The sequence below is a fragment of the Mesorhizobium sp. M1252 genome, from assembly GCF_040318265.1.
Classification (GTDB): domain Bacteria; phylum Pseudomonadota; class Alphaproteobacteria; order Rhizobiales; family Rhizobiaceae; genus Mesorhizobium.
Map to the genome: position 1 here is coordinate 99,325 of NZ_JAMYLX010000011.1, position 13,962 is coordinate 113,286.

8 protein-coding genes are annotated in these 13,962 nt (G+C 59.3%); 7 read left to right on the forward strand and 1 reads right to left on the reverse strand.

The window, feature by feature from the left end:
- Positions 1-264: 264 nt before the first annotated feature.
- Positions 265-906, reverse strand: coding sequence for a recombinase family protein (locus tag NKH22_RS21960; protein ID WP_352910925.1), 642 nt, complete (start codon positions 904-906; stop codon positions 265-267).
- Between the two features lie 324 nt (positions 907-1,230).
- On the opposite strand from NKH22_RS21960, the gene NKH22_RS21965 reads away from it, so the two are divergent.
- The 7 genes from NKH22_RS21965 to NKH22_RS21995 all read left to right on the forward strand — a co-directional run bounded on the left by NKH22_RS21965 (position 1,231) and on the right by NKH22_RS21995 (position 13,737).
- Positions 1,231-3,546, forward strand: a complete 2,316-nt coding sequence (locus tag NKH22_RS21965) for an ATP-binding protein (protein WP_352910927.1) — start codon at positions 1,231-1,233, stop codon at positions 3,544-3,546.
- Complete coding sequence (locus NKH22_RS21970) at positions 3,543-5,537, forward strand: hypothetical protein (protein WP_352910929.1); 1,995 nt, start codon at positions 3,543-3,545, stop codon at positions 5,535-5,537. The genes NKH22_RS21965 and NKH22_RS21970 overlap by 4 nt, the downstream gene beginning before the upstream one ends.
- 574 nt (positions 5,538-6,111) lie before the next feature.
- Positions 6,112-9,978, forward strand: a complete 3,867-nt coding sequence (locus NKH22_RS21975) for a caspase family protein (RefSeq protein ID WP_352910932.1) — start codon at positions 6,112-6,114, stop codon at positions 9,976-9,978.
- A gap of 182 nt (positions 9,979-10,160) precedes the next feature.
- Positions 10,161-11,555, forward strand: coding sequence for a multicopper oxidase family protein (locus NKH22_RS21980; protein ID WP_023820828.1), 1,395 nt, complete (start codon positions 10,161-10,163; stop codon positions 11,553-11,555).
- Between the two features lie 153 nt (positions 11,556-11,708).
- Entirely contained in the window at positions 11,709-13,031 is a 1,323-nt protein-coding gene (locus tag NKH22_RS21985; RefSeq protein ID WP_023704521.1) for an NAD(P)H-dependent oxidoreductase, read from the forward strand.
- 71 nt (positions 13,032-13,102) lie between these two features.
- Positions 13,103-13,345 (forward strand): type II toxin-antitoxin system VapB family antitoxin, encoded by a 243-nt coding sequence (locus NKH22_RS21990; protein ID WP_023704520.1) that lies wholly within the window; start codon positions 13,103-13,105, stop codon positions 13,343-13,345.
- The gene (locus tag NKH22_RS21995) at positions 13,345-13,737 is read left to right on the forward strand and encodes a type II toxin-antitoxin system VapC family toxin (protein ID WP_023820829.1); all 393 of its coding nucleotides are present in this window, start codon (positions 13,345-13,347) and stop codon (positions 13,735-13,737) included. Before NKH22_RS21990 ends, NKH22_RS21995 begins: the two co-directional genes overlap by 1 nt.
- The last annotated feature ends 225 nt before the right edge of the window (positions 13,738-13,962 follow it).

Consider the following 13,962-nt stretch of genomic DNA (forward strand, 5'->3'; position numbering starts at 1 on the left):
GTCGGTCCTTGCTTCGCCGGGAGAGGCGCGGCTGGAGGAGCGCGAACTGTCGAGCCCTCCGCCGGACACACTTTCACCTGCCACCGCCGTCGTGGCGGCTGCGAAGCCTTGGAAACATATTCACGATGTCAAAGAACCCAGGTCCCGTAGGTGCCTGTTGGAGACGCGTTCCCCGTTCCCGGAACCGCAAGGGTTCCGAGATGAAGCCGTTTCTTCCTGCTGTGGTGTTCGCGACCCTTGGGTCTTATCCCCAGGGCTGCCCCGCTACTCTTCTTCTTCTTCCTCGACCTGTTCCCGGTGTGATCCGGTAGGGAAGGGCAGCGATAGTTCGCCGGTGTCCTCCGCCCTTCCGGCCAGGTCGAGTGCCCTGTAGACGCTTGCCTTGCTAAGCCCGGTCTTCTGAATGATCTCCGGGATTAGAAGGCCGCCCTCCCGCATTGAGTGAATTTCCGCTGCCATCTCCGCTGTCACTTGCGCCTTTCTCCCAAACTTTGTTCCTTTCTCCTTTGCCTTGGCGATGCCGTCCATTTGGCGCTCTTTTCGGATCGCGGTTTCAAACTCCGCGAAGACCGCCAGCATTTGAAGCATCGCTTTACCCGCCGGCGTGCCGGTGTCGATCTGCTGATCAAGTACTCGGAGCGCCACTCCCTTCCCTTGGAGCTGGTGGACAATTTGGAGCAAGTCGGTCGCTGACCGGGCCAGCCGGTCGATTTTGGTAATGACGAAGGCATCGCCCTTGCGGGCGAACCGGAGAGCTTCTTTCAGCGCGGGGCGGTTGGTGTCCACACCGGAACGTCTCTCCTCGAAGATGTGGTCCGGCTCGACCCCGATGGCCCGCATCTTGTCCCGCTGAACTTCTAGGCTCTGCCCTAATGAGGAAACCCTGATGTAGGCCACGAGGGCCATGTCTCATAACTCCTAAAGTGTTTCGATAACGCACTTATGAGACACGAAAAGAGACACGTCAAGGGGCGGTATCAATAATTATACATTTTGAGAGGGGCGGTCCTATTATCCAGAGCGCTAGGGAAGTGCTCCGGCCTCGCTGCTGCAACAAAAGCGGACCCACGGGGGGAGAAAACTTTCCTGAACGAGGTCGATGGCCTTGGAAGAAATTTGGGCATTTTTGAAACGTTTATGTGGATGTGCCAAACTGGCTCCGGCGCACAGGTTGCTGCGCTTGGCTGGTCATGCTCAAAGAGGGTTATGCGGGGGGAGTGCTGGACTGCAATGGAATCGCTCGATCAATACCTGACAGGTCAATTTCATTCTGATCGGCAGGAGGTACGAAAGCTCGAAGAGACGATGGCGCAGACGTGCCGCACACTTTTATCCACATTCGACGATGAGAAGGCTTGGCCTTACAGAATTGCCCGCGACAATGTCGGGCTAAAGCCGACCAAAGTGTCCCACAGCACCACGGCAATGGTGGCCTTGGCACTTCGAAAGGCGCTGGGGCTTTGGCACGACCCGTCGCGTCGCTCGTCGCTCGAAGTGGCGGCGGTTGAGCTTTTCGGTGGTGGGGAACCCGAAAAAGTCGAAAGGGTTAAAGCCCGTGATTTGCTGACTTCCGCGGTCGCGATACTGCGCAAAGACACTACCGTTGAAGGTCGGGTTGAAACTGATTCCGGCACATACGGGCTAAACGATCCCATAACCCTGTCATTCATGGCGGCGCTGCACGCTGGGGGCGGCGCACCTGCGGATTGGGCAGATCATCAAAAATTCGTGCAATTGCAAATCAAAAAGCTCGTTAGACTCTCCCCTTCCACCCAGTACGCAAGCTTTTTCGATTTCAAGCGTAAGCCAGGCCAAGACTCTATGCCCGACCGAGAGGCGGTCCCAAATGCTTTGATACCGCTGCGAATTGTTCAAACCGCCAAATTTGTCGCTGGCGTGTCGCTCGACCTTTCTGGTTATCGCCGGTACTTCGAAACAACTTTACACGATCAGCTCTCCTTCAGCACAATACCCGATAGTCGCTTTGATCCGGCTGAGCTTGCGTTTTGCCTTGAAGGCTTACTGATATCGCAGCCGAATGCAGTAGACCGACCGCTGTTTGACCGGGTTTTGGAGGTTCTTGCCGTTGCCCAAAAAAACAGTGCGTTTTGGCGGCCGACAAAACCATTTCTAGCAACAGACCGCGGGCTTACTCTGTTCCCAGTTAGCGTAGAGGTTGCCAACTCACTGCTACGGTCTTGTGAGATTTTTGACGGCAAAGCTCTCAGAGACACCGTAGGCTCGGCGAACATTGCTCTTTTTCGGCGTTACTTCCAGTGGTTAAACGCCAGAAAGATCACATTTACAGCTAAAACACAGGGAGCGTCAGAAAAAACCTTTGTCGGGTGGGATTCTGAACATGTAAATCAGATAGATTTCATTCATATTTGGGAATCAAGCCAAGTACTAGAGTTCCTTATTTCATTTCATCGGCTGCTCAAAACTCATATTGCTCGCACTAGCCTGGCGCTCTCCCGGTTCGACGTGCGGCCTCCCCCAAGTGAGCAAAAACTGTGGTCAGAGGTCACCGCTGAGTATGAAGCGGTTGTGTCGCTCGGCGACGACTACCGCATATACAAGAGAATCAATGATGACTTTGTCAAAGGCTGGTTAGGTAAGTCGGCCAACAAGAGCTATTCGATGCTTTTATACGGGCCGCCTGGAACTGGGAAAACCACGGTTGCCGAAAATCTTGCGGCCACGCTGAATTTTCCACTGATTACCATAACCGTTAGTGACTTTTTGGGGGGAGGAGACGGCCAGGTCGAAGCGCGGGCGAAAGCAATATTCCAGGTTCTCGAAGCGCAATCGAACTGTGTGGTCTTGTTTGATGAAATCGATGCGTTCCTCTTGGACCGTGATACTAACCGATATGCCGTACAGGAAACCATTTTCCAGTTTATGACGCCAGGAATGCTTACAAAGCTCAACAATTTGAGAAAAGCCAAACGACTAATATTCATTGTGGCCACAAACTACGAAAACCGCATTGATCCGGCCATCAAACGCACTGGCCGTATCGACCGCCGGTATTTGCTCTTGCCCTACGACAGTAAGGGAAGACAGGTCACGATCTCGTCATTTGCTGGCAAAGGCGAAGAGCCCCCAACCGTTCCGGCAAAAGTTCTAGAGTGTTCTCTGTTTCTTGGATACGGAGACCTGAGAAACACCATCAATGGACCTATCACTGCCAAGAATTCGGGGACGCTTGCAGATCGTTTGGCCAAAGTCCAGCGTACGACACGCTTGGCCTCATTCACCAACCGACTTCCCGACGCAAAGGGTGTGAGTATCGAGGAAAAAGGCAAATGGCCGGTCGAGGAATTTTTGTGTTTGTTGGCTTTGGCGCTTGAGCTAAAGCCATCTCAGTTTCGCGATAGCCTCATTGATATCGAAGCGTGCAAGGCGGTTCTCAGAGCCGGTAAGCGGCTGGGGCATCCCGACGCGAATTCGCTACTTGCCTACGCCGCGCCCGGACTGTCCCAAACTGCTACCAGCAAACTTTCAGTTTTCCTCGCGTCCATCCAGGAAAGCAGCAAAAAATGATAACGCAGCTTGATGTATCGCGGCGGTCCTCAAAAAGCTCAGAGGACAATTTTCTCGAACAGAAGGCCTTGCTTCTCCAGGCTTGGGGGAGCGTGCTGGACGCGAAGTCTGCCGTATATTTAAGTGGCCCGATAACTACCGGCCCGCGTTTCGTCGATTGGGCACGAAAATCCAGAACTCTCGGAGGGGCAGAGTACGCAAAGGAACTGCGAACGTTCGTAATTGAGCCGAACAGTAGGGACATCCGCGAAACGGCGGAGAGGCTCCGCGCTAAGACATCTGAACCGGTCCTGGAGCCTGCAACGCTCTACGTCTCGGGATGGAACCAAAACGAGTACCTAGACTTGTGGGCAGAGGTTATTGAGGGGTATGTCAAGCGCCTGGTGATGATGCCTGGATGGTCCTTTAGCGTCGGCTGCGCGTTTGAATTGGGACGAGCGTTTGAGAGAGGAATTCCGGTCTCAACATTGGCCGGTCTTGGCATCACCCTCGACGATGCGTGTAGGGAACTGGAAGAAGCTTTGGAGGGCCCTGCCGCCGACCTCTTGCCCGGCCTTGCGCAATCTTTAGACACTCTCGCCCGATTAAGGCCGACGTATAAGGTGACGGCAGCATCGAAACTCTCCACGCTGCGAAAGGATGAGTCCCTTGATATATTGGCCACCTCTATGAATGTGGCTCAATTTGTAAGCTTTTCGCCACACGGCACCAGCCTGCGCCAAGAATTTTCCAGAATTCTGGACGTCGAGCAGGGTAGACGATTTAGAAGCGTCCGCGAAGCTCTTTCAAGTGTTTTGGAACGGAGTTCGGAGGGCACGATAAATCTTCGGAGCTTCACGCCTGACAGCCCACAAAGCCGCGAATTTATATACGGAATTGCAAATCTCGATGAAGCGGAGGGTGCAGCATTTCGACTAGGCAGCGAAGGCTTGTTCGTCATAGCAAACGAAACGATTGACATCCACGATGGTGGCGTCTCGGGAGTTTCGATGTCGGATGTCGTTGAGTTTATGCCAGACGACACTCCGCGCGGTGTAGAGAAGCCGGGGGCGGCTTCCCTGCCACATAGGTGGGCTATGCACCTGCTTTCGTCAGTGTACGGGTTTCGACCACATTTGCCATTTGGCCCGGAAGCTAGGCTTGAATTCAGCATACATCCCAAGCCGCGCGGCTGGCGTCACGCCCACACAATAGGATGGGAACTCGGCGAAGCTGCATCCGCCAAACTACACCCAAAGCTGTCCTGGCCGAACCGGTTTAGTCAGCTTGTCGGCGACAAAGTTTTTGGCCTTTTGATCGCGCACGCAGTCGGTTTGCCCGTACCCAATACGACTGTGGTAAATCGCCGTATCGCACCATTCAATTTTGGAAGCGATACGGGAAGCTTCGAAAAGTGGTTGCGAACGAGCCCCAAGGACCAACAGCCCGGTAAGTTCACAACTCAGAAAGGCTGGACGGATCCTTTTGCCTTGCTGGAGTCCGAAGACGCCAGCGGGACTCATGTTGTTTCTGTACTTGCGCAAGCTGCTGTGAGGGCGAAGTTCTCTGGAGCTGCTATCGTCACGTCTGATAATCAATTGGTGGTTGAGGGTGTGTCTGGAGAAGGTGACTCTTTCATGCTCGGGCTGATAGGTCCCCAGATTCTGCCGGCTGAAGTTCGAACGGCTGTGGCCTTGGCGTACGAACGTGCGTACGGCGAGCTAGGTCAAGTGAGGTTTGAATGGGTCTATGACGGATCGACGGTCTGGATTGTTCAGTTGCATCTTGGCGGAACACAAAGTCGCGGCGCTACTATCGTTCCGGGTAAACGCAAACGATGGGTTCGTTTTGACACGCAGAGTGGACTGGTTGCTCTTAAGAAACTTATTGCGTCAATCGACAGTGAGGCCGGCATATTGCTAATCGGCGATGTAGGCCTCACCAGCCACATCGCTGATGCAGTCCGGAAGAGCGGAGTTCCCACACGCATCCAAACGGACGACAGCAATTGACTGTGATTGTGTCACACGGCGAGCTCCTGACGTGGGGCCGGGCAACCTACAGATCATACAAGGCAGGCCGCTCGATCGGAGTCTGCGGCAAGCTGGGCTGCGTAGACACGGGGGTGCTACACAAGGCTTGCAATCACCAAAGAAATTAGTAATGAATATAAGGGATTAGCGTTTTAGGCGCCGAGTTCAATCCTCTCTCGCAGCACCAGTTCATTCCTTTGATTTTAAAAAGATGCAGTCGCGAAGTCGGGGTCTCGTTGCGGACCAAAAAAGCCGGCTGACGTAAAAGTGCCAATCCCGCGCATCCAGCCGTGGCCCCCCTCGCCCGGAAACATTGAGAGAAAGAGGCTCTACGGGGCCGGACGACTGCTCAACAAGTCCGGACCTGTCAACTCATGAACAGGCCGGACTGGCCGTATCCGGCATGCTGAACACTACCGCTCGCACGCTGAAAGCCAGCCGCCTCGTACGCATATCCACGACAAGAACACAGCTCGCCCAAGGACTTGCCATCGGCCGGCCATCATGATGCCATCTCGCCTGCGGAAGATAGCGTTGGGTTTTGGGGTAGAGAATGCTCTTTGGGCGAACGGCAGGTGCGACAGGGCGCATGTGCGCGGCACTTGCCGCGGCACTGGTGTGCCTATGCGCGTTTGGCCCCGCTTTGGCTGAAGAGCCGAAGGCGCTGAAAGGCGTCGCGCTCATCATCGGTCAGTCCGACTACCAGCATGTCGGCAAACTGCCCAATCCGGAAAACGACGCCCGCGCCATCGAGGAGATGTTCGACAAGCTCGGCTTCGAGACAAATGTCGCCACCAATCGCGACGCACGCAAATTGCGGCGCGATCTCGAAGGCTTCGTCGACGATGCCGAGGGCGCCGATGTCGCCATCATCTACTATTCCGGCCACGGCATCGAAGCCGGCGGCGAGAATTATCTGGTCCCTGTCGATGCCGATATTTCGGCACTCGACAATGCCGGCGAAAAGTTGGTGCCGCTGTCGTCCATCGTCGCCGAACTGAAGGCCAAGGTGCCGGTCACCATCGTTCTGCTGGACGCCTGCCGCAACGATCCGTTCCCGCCGGGCACGCTCTTGAAGCTGGCGCAGGGCGACGAAGGCAAGCCGATCGGCGCCGGCGGTCTCGGCGAAACGCGCGGCGTGGTTTCCCTGAAAGGCGGCGCCGAGGCCAAGGGCTCGGTCGACGACAGCCTCGGCCAGGTCATCGCCTTTGCCGCCGAGCCCGGCAAGGTTGCGCTGGACGGTCCGGCCGATGGCAACAGCCCCTATGCGGCAGCGATCCTGCGCCACATCGACACGGTGGGCGGCGAGGAATTCGGCACCGTTCTGCGCATGATCGGCGAGGAGGTCTATCTCAAGACCAACGGCCAGCAGCGGCCCTGGGTCAATGAGAGCCTGCGCCGGCTGCTCTATTTCGGTACCCCCGCCGAGGCACCGAAAGGCGATGAGGGCGAAATCCTCAGGGAGCGGCGCCAGCTCCTGCTGACCATCTCGACGCTACCCGATCCGGAGCGCCGCCAGATCGAAACCATATCGCGTGACGGCAAGGTGCCGATGGATGGGCTTTACGCCATGCTGAAGGCGCTCGGGGTCGACATACCCAAGGATCCGGCTGAGCTCGACAAGCTGCTGCGTGGCCAGACCGAACGGCTGAAACACGTGTTGGCCGAACGCGAGACTTTGAAAAACCCGGACCCCGAAATTGCCAGGCTATCGAAACTCGCCGAACAGGCGGTTCAGGAAGGCGCGCTCGAAGCGGCGCAGAAATTCAACGAGCAGGCCAAGGCCCGCATCGGCGAACTTTCGTCTACGGTCGACCAGGCCGAGGCCGAGCTGAAGGCAAAGCGGCTCGAATTCGCAAAGGTTTTCGCCAGCAGCGCCAGAACCTACGAGATTTCCTTCAACTTCAAGGAGGCGGCTCAGGACTACGCCAAGGCCTATGAGCAGGCCGCGAAATGGAGCGACGAAGATGCGTTCTACTACAAGGCGGCAGAGGCCAACGCTCTGTCGGAACAAGGGGACTTCTCCGGCGACAATGCGTATCTCGCCCAGGCCCTGACAGCCTATGAACAGGCATTGACCTATGTCACCCGCGAAAAGTTGCCGCTGCTTTGGGCGGCCACCCAGAACAATATGGGCGCCACGCTTGCTACGTTGGGCGAACGGGAAGCCGGCCGCGAAAACCTCGACAAGGCAGCTGCCGCCTATGAGCAGGCGCTGACCGTCTATACGCATGACGCCTACCCCGACGACTGGGCATCGACCTATGGCAATCTGGGCACGGTCTACTGGCGGCTCGGCCAGCGCGAGAACGGGACGGCACTGCTTGAGCGGGCAGTCGCGGCCTTCCGCTCGGCGCTCGAGGTACAGTCGTTGAAGAAACTGCCGCTGGAATGGGCGGCGACGCAGAACAATCTCGGCATCGTGCTGTCCGAGATCGGCGAACGCCAGACCACATCGGACAGTTTTCGCGCCGCAATCGAAGCGCATCGTGCGGCGCTGACCGAATACAGCAGGGAGCGCGTACCGCTCGACTGGGCGCTGAGCCAGGTCAATCTGGGGGCAGCGCTCTACCGCCTCGGTGAGCGCGAAAAGGATATCGCGACCATGCAGCAGGCGGTTGCTGCCTATCAGGCGGCGACCGGCGAAATGACCAGGGAACGCGCGCCGGCGCAATGGGCGACAATCCAGAATAATCTGAGCACGGCGCTGGAATCGATCGGAACCATTAACGGCGATGTCGCCACGCTTGAGCAGGCGCGCGACGCCGCCCTTGCATCGCTTACGGTTTGGACGCGCGAGCACGCCGCGGCGAGCTGGGCCAACGGCCAGCTGACGCTCGGCAACGCCTTGCAGCGCCTCGGCGCCAAGCAGAAGAACAAGGAACTGCTGCTGGAGGCAGCCACCGCGCACCAGGCCGCTCTGTCCGAATATCCGCGTGAGAAACTGCCGCTCGACTGGGCTTCGCTGCAGCAGAATCTGGGATCGGTCAACGACACGCTCGGCGATCTCGATACGGGAACCGATTACTACATTCAGGCGGTGACCGCGTATCGTCAGGCATGGGAGGTCTATACCGCAACCGCCGCGCCGCGCGAGTTCGCTTCGATCGGCTACAGCCTTGCAGGCACGCTGTCGAACTGGGGCGAACGCGCGGGGGACATCTCGATCCTGCGGCAGGCGATCGATGTCTACGGTCAGGTGCTCAGGGTTCGCACCCGCGACAAGGACCCAGCCAATTGGGCCAAGACGGAATTCCGCCTCGGCTGCGCATTGATGATGTCAGGCAAGCTGGCCTCTGACGATCTACTGCTGCAGCAATCGGTCGACGCGCTGCGGGCGGCGCTCGACGGGCAGACGAAAGGCGGTGATGTCACGGAGATCGGCCAGACGCGCCGCGTGCTCGGTCAGACCCTGTCGATCCTGGGCGACAATACATCCAACCTGGACTTGCTGGCGCAAGCAGCCGACATGCTGGAAGCCGCGCTCCCCGCCTACTCCAAGGACGCCGACCCGGAGGAGTGGGCCAATATCAATTACGACCTCGGCTTTGCCCTCTACAGCCAGGGCCGGATTGGTGGCGACGCCACGTTCTACGCCAAGGCCGTGGAGAGCTTCGAGAGGGCAGCGCGGATCTACGACGGTTTTCCCGACCGCATGCAATGGGCGCGCACCAAGGGCGATATCGGCAATGCCTTGCTGATGGCCGCGGACAAGGACGTCGAGTTGCTCACCCGCGCGATTGCCGCCTATGACGCAGCGCTCAGCGTGGTAACGCGCGAGAATGCGCTGGCTGTCTGGGAGAACAATCAGAACAATCTCGCCGGCGGGCTGTCGAGTCTTGGTTACTGGGCGAACGATGTCGGCAAGCTGAAACGAGCCGCTCAGATCTACCGCGACCTCGCCACGGTGCGAACGATCGCCCGCGATCCCGATCTCTGGATCACCAACCAGACCAGTCTCGCGCAGACGCTGAGCATGATCGCGGCCCGCGAGCCTTCGGCTGAATTGTACGAGGAGGCGATTGTCGTCAACCGGGCGCTTGCCGAGCAGCTCGGTCGCGACCGCGATCCCGAACGTTGGGCCAATGCGCGCAACGAGATGGGCTATGCCTTGACCATGGCCGGCCGCGCCGAAAACAATGTCGCGCATTTCGAGGAGGCGGTGCTGGTCCTGCGCGAGGCGATCGTGGTGCAAAAGAAGATCAATTCGGTGCCGGCTGTCGCCTTCACGCAGGACAGCCTGTGCGACGTGCTGGTCGATCTGGGCGCCGCCCGCAAGGACAAGGCGATGGCACAGGAAGCGATCGCCGCATGCCAGGACGCGCTCGTCATCTTCCGTGACAAGAAGATGGACGATCTCGCCGCCGGTTCCGAAAAGAACCTCTCCGAGGCACAGGCGTTGCTGGCCGAGTTGCATTAATCCGAGCCCGCGCTCCCGGATGCGGGCGAATGGTGGGCACGCCAGCGTTCACGCTGTTGCGCAAGCAAACGTCATCGGCTCGCCATGGCGTGACAGAGATGCGATGTGGCAGTATCGGCTTGTGCGCCGGTCGCCGCCCGTCATTCAGGGCGGCAGGTAATCATATTCCGTTGGAGCGCCAGATGACCTCACTCACCCGCCGCAGGGTTTTGAAAACGGCTGCGGTTGCCGGCGTCGGCGGCGTTGGCCTTGCAGCGATGGCCAGGCTTGGTGGCTGGGCCGCGGCCGCACCGGAGCCGGTGGTTCTCAAGACGGCAAAGATCCAGGCCAGGTTCATGGATATCGGCCAGACCCGCGATGTGCTGACTTATGGAGAGGCCGGAATGCCGCCGGTGCTCAGGATGAAAAAGGGCGAGCCCTTTGCCGCGCGTCTCGTCAACGCCATCGACGACCCGACGACCATCCATTGGCACGGCATTCGCGTTCCAAACAAGATGGACGGTGTTCCCTTCCTGGTTCAGCCTTACGTCTATACCGGCGATCATTTCGACTACGCCTTCACGCCGCCCGACGCCGGCACGTTCTGGTATCACCCGCATTGCAACACGCTGGAGCAGATGGGCCATGGCCTCACCGGCGTGATCGTGGTCGAGAACCCCAACGATCCAAAATTCGACGCCGAAGCCGTCGTCAATCTGCGCGACTGGCGCCTCGGCGACGACGCGCAGTTCATCCAGCAATTCCGGCCGCGCGATGCCGCAAAAACCGGAACCTATGGCACGGTGCGCACCGCCAACTGGCTCGACCAGCCGCAATTCGACGCGCCGGCCGGCGGGTTGATGCGGCTGCGGGTCGCCATCACCGATGTCACCCGCATCTACGCCTTTCGCGTCGAGGGTGGGGAGGCCGCGGTCATCGCGCTGGACGGCAATCCGGTGCCGCAGCGTTTTGCGCCCGATGCTTTGCTGCTCGGACCGGGGCAGCGCATGGAGCTCGCCATCCGCATGCCTGACCAGGAGGGCGCGATCGTAAGCCTGGGCGACATCAGAGGCACCAAACCCAAGGTCCTCGCCACCTTGCGCGCCACCGGCAGCTCGCTCAAGCGCGATTTGCGAGACCTCGCACCGCTGGAAGCCAACCCAGTGCCGGAGGTGGATCTCGCCAGCGCGAAACACATCGCGCTCTCGCTCAGCGCCACGGCGGAAAACGTGCCGAGCGACAGCATATGCGGCACGCTAGGCTACTCCTTCTGGGCCATCAACAAGGTACCGTGGCCGGGCGACACGCCGGACCCGACCGCGCCTTTGGCCGAGCTGAAGCTCGGCAAAAATTATGTCATCGACATGGAGAATTTGACGCCGCAAGCGCATCCGATGCATCTGCACGGCATGAGCTTCAAGGTGCTGTCGTCGTCGACACGCCAGGTTCAGCCGGTCATCTCCGACACCTATCTCATGCAGCCCAACGAGAAGGTTCAGCTCGGTTTCGTCGCCGACAATCCCGGCGACTGGCTGCTGCACTGCCACATCATCGAACATCAGAAAACCGGCATGACGAGCTATATCAGGGTGGTTTGACGCCGAGGCGGGTCAATCAGCCTCTACCGGGGTTGGCCTCACCGGCCGGGCCTGTTGCCGGAGAAATTGCCGGTGTTCGCCGGTTTCGTTGGCAAAGCGGCGCCGTTCCCTGCTATTCCCGCCTGCAAATCAAGAAGCCGTGGACACGCTTGCATGACCAATGTCGCCCTGACCGGACTGGCCCGCGATCTCGCCAGGCGCGCCGCCGAGGGACGCCCGGTGCGCATCGGCGTCATCGGCTCCGGCGAAATGGGCACCGACCTGGTCACGCAAGGCATGCTGATGCCCGGCATCTCGGTCGCGGCCATCTCGACGCGGCGTCCGCACACGGCGCGTGACGCCATCCGCATCGCCTATGGCGACGAGGCGATGGCGGTCGAGGCGGACAGGGGCTCGAAAGTCACCGCGGCGATCGAGGCGGGCAAAATCGCCATTACCACGAACGAGATGCTGGTCACCAATCCGCTGATCGACGTCGTCATCGACGCCACCGGCAAGCCTGGTGTCGCCGCCGATTTCGACTTGAAGGCGATGGAGCACGGCAAGCACCTGGTGATGATGAATGTCGAGGCCGACGTCACGATCGGCTGCTACCTCAAGCAGCAGGCAGACCGGCTCGGCGTCGTCTATTCGGTCGGCGCCGGCGACGAGCCGTCGAGCTGCATGGAGCTGATCGAATTTGCGTCGGCGCTCGGCTACACCATCGTCTCGGCTGGCAAGGGCAAGAACAACCCGCTCAACCACGATGCCGTTCCGGACGACTATCGCGAGGAAGCGATCCGCCGCAACATGAACCCGCGCATGCTGGTCGAATTCGTCGACGGTTCCAAAACCATGGTCGAGATGTGCGCCATCGCCAACGCCACCGGGCTGGTCCCAGACGTTCCCGGCATGCACGGCCCAAAGGCCGACCGCGATCAGCTGGCCAATGTGCTCATCCCGAAGGCGGATGGCGGCATCCTGTCGAAGAAGGGCGTTGTCGACTACACCATCGGCAAGGGCGTGGCGCCCGGCGTGTTCGTCATCGTCGAGGCGACGCATCCGCGCATCGTCGAGCGCATGGACGACCTGCACATAGGCCACGGCCCCTACTACAGCTTCTTCCGGCCTTATCACCTGACCTCGCTGGAAGTGCCGCTGACCGCGGCGCGCATCATGCTCTATGGCCGGCCAGACATGGTGCCGCTGCCGAGGCCGGTCGCCGAGGTCTGCGCGGTGGCCAAGCGCGATCTCGCCATGGGCGAGACCTTCGATGCCATCGGCGAGACTTGCTACCGCTCATGGACCATGACCGTCGAAGAGGCGCGCGCCAATCGCGCAGTGCCGGTCGGCCTGCTCGAAGGCGGCAAGGTGCTGAAACCGGTGAGGAAGGGCGAACTGCTCACCGCCGACAATGCTACGCCCGACCGCACGACGAGGCTGTTCGCTTTGCGGAAGCTGCAGGATGATATGCTCTACGGGGCTGAGATGGCATGAACAGGCCAGCTCTCTGGCTTTGTCATGACAAGATCACTATATTGTAGTGACAGCGAACGGAGGCTTCCAGAATGAATCTCCAGATCAGAGACCCGCGCGCCCGTGACCTCGCCCGGCAGCTTGCCGAAAAGCGAAAGATTTCCTTGACCGAAGCGGTGATCGAAGCGCTCGAATCCGAGCTTCAGCGCGAACGTGAACAGGTTCCGCTGGCTGAGCGGCTGGCCGCCATATCGAACGATCTGAAGGCCAAGGCGGGAAGCGGCGGCAGGGATTTGACTAAGGATGAGATCGACGAGATGTGGGGACATTCCTGATGTTCATCGACACCTCGGTGGTGATCGCTGTCCTCGCCGGAGAGGAAGACGCCGCCGATTGGAGCCGCCGGATCGGGCAGGCCTCGATACGGATCACATCTCCGCTGGTCGTGCTCGAAGCGGCGATGCGGCTTTCATCGAAGTTGGTGGTGGAGCCGCTCTTCGCCGAAAAGGCGATAGAGGACTTCCTGCGTGAGGCCGCGATCGAGGTGGTTCCGATCGAAATGGGTGATGCCAAGCTCGCGATCCAGGCTTTTTCGAACTATGGCAAAGGTCGCGGCCACCCGGCTCAGCTCAATCTCGCTGACTGCCTGTCATATGCCTCGGCAAAAAGCCCTGGGATGCCCTTGCTCTACAAAGGGAAAGACTTTTCCCACACCGATCTGGCCTGATCCTACTCCCCCAGTTCCACGATTCGGCCAGCAGCTTCGTCAGCCGCTCCCGCCCAGCAGGCCAAATGCTGCCGCGCTCGCGCCATGGGCTGTTGACCTGGTCGCGCAACACGCCTGATCATTGCGCTCGTGCTGACGACGCAGACCATCGGCTGCCATTGTGTGATCCATTCATACAGTCTGTCTTTTTGATCCGGGTTTTTCAAACGATGCCGAGATGCCAAT

What these genes read in the sequence shown, in the direction of transcription:
- NKH22_RS21960 (WP_352910925.1), bottom strand. Translation starts at nt 906, where the DNA reads ATGGCCCTCGTGGCCTACATCAGGGTTTCCTCATTAGGGCAGAGCCTA.
- NKH22_RS21980 (WP_023820828.1), top strand. Translation starts at nt 10,161, where the DNA reads ATGACCTCACTCACCCGCCGCAGGGTTTTGAAAACGGCTGCGGTTGCC.
- NKH22_RS21975 (WP_352910932.1), top strand. Translation starts at nt 6,112, where the DNA reads ATGCTCTTTGGGCGAACGGCAGGTGCGACAGGGCGCATGTGCGCGGCA.
- NKH22_RS21970 (WP_352910929.1), top strand. Translation starts at nt 3,543, where the DNA reads ATGATAACGCAGCTTGATGTATCGCGGCGGTCCTCAAAAAGCTCAGAG.
- NKH22_RS21995 (WP_023820829.1), top strand. Translation starts at nt 13,345, where the DNA reads ATGTTCATCGACACCTCGGTGGTGATCGCTGTCCTCGCCGGAGAGGAA.
- NKH22_RS21985 (WP_023704521.1), top strand. Translation starts at nt 11,709, where the DNA reads ATGACCAATGTCGCCCTGACCGGACTGGCCCGCGATCTCGCCAGGCGC.
- NKH22_RS21990 (WP_023704520.1), top strand. Translation starts at nt 13,103, where the DNA reads ATGAATCTCCAGATCAGAGACCCGCGCGCCCGTGACCTCGCCCGGCAG.
- NKH22_RS21965 (WP_352910927.1), top strand. Translation starts at nt 1,231, where the DNA reads ATGGAATCGCTCGATCAATACCTGACAGGTCAATTTCATTCTGATCGG.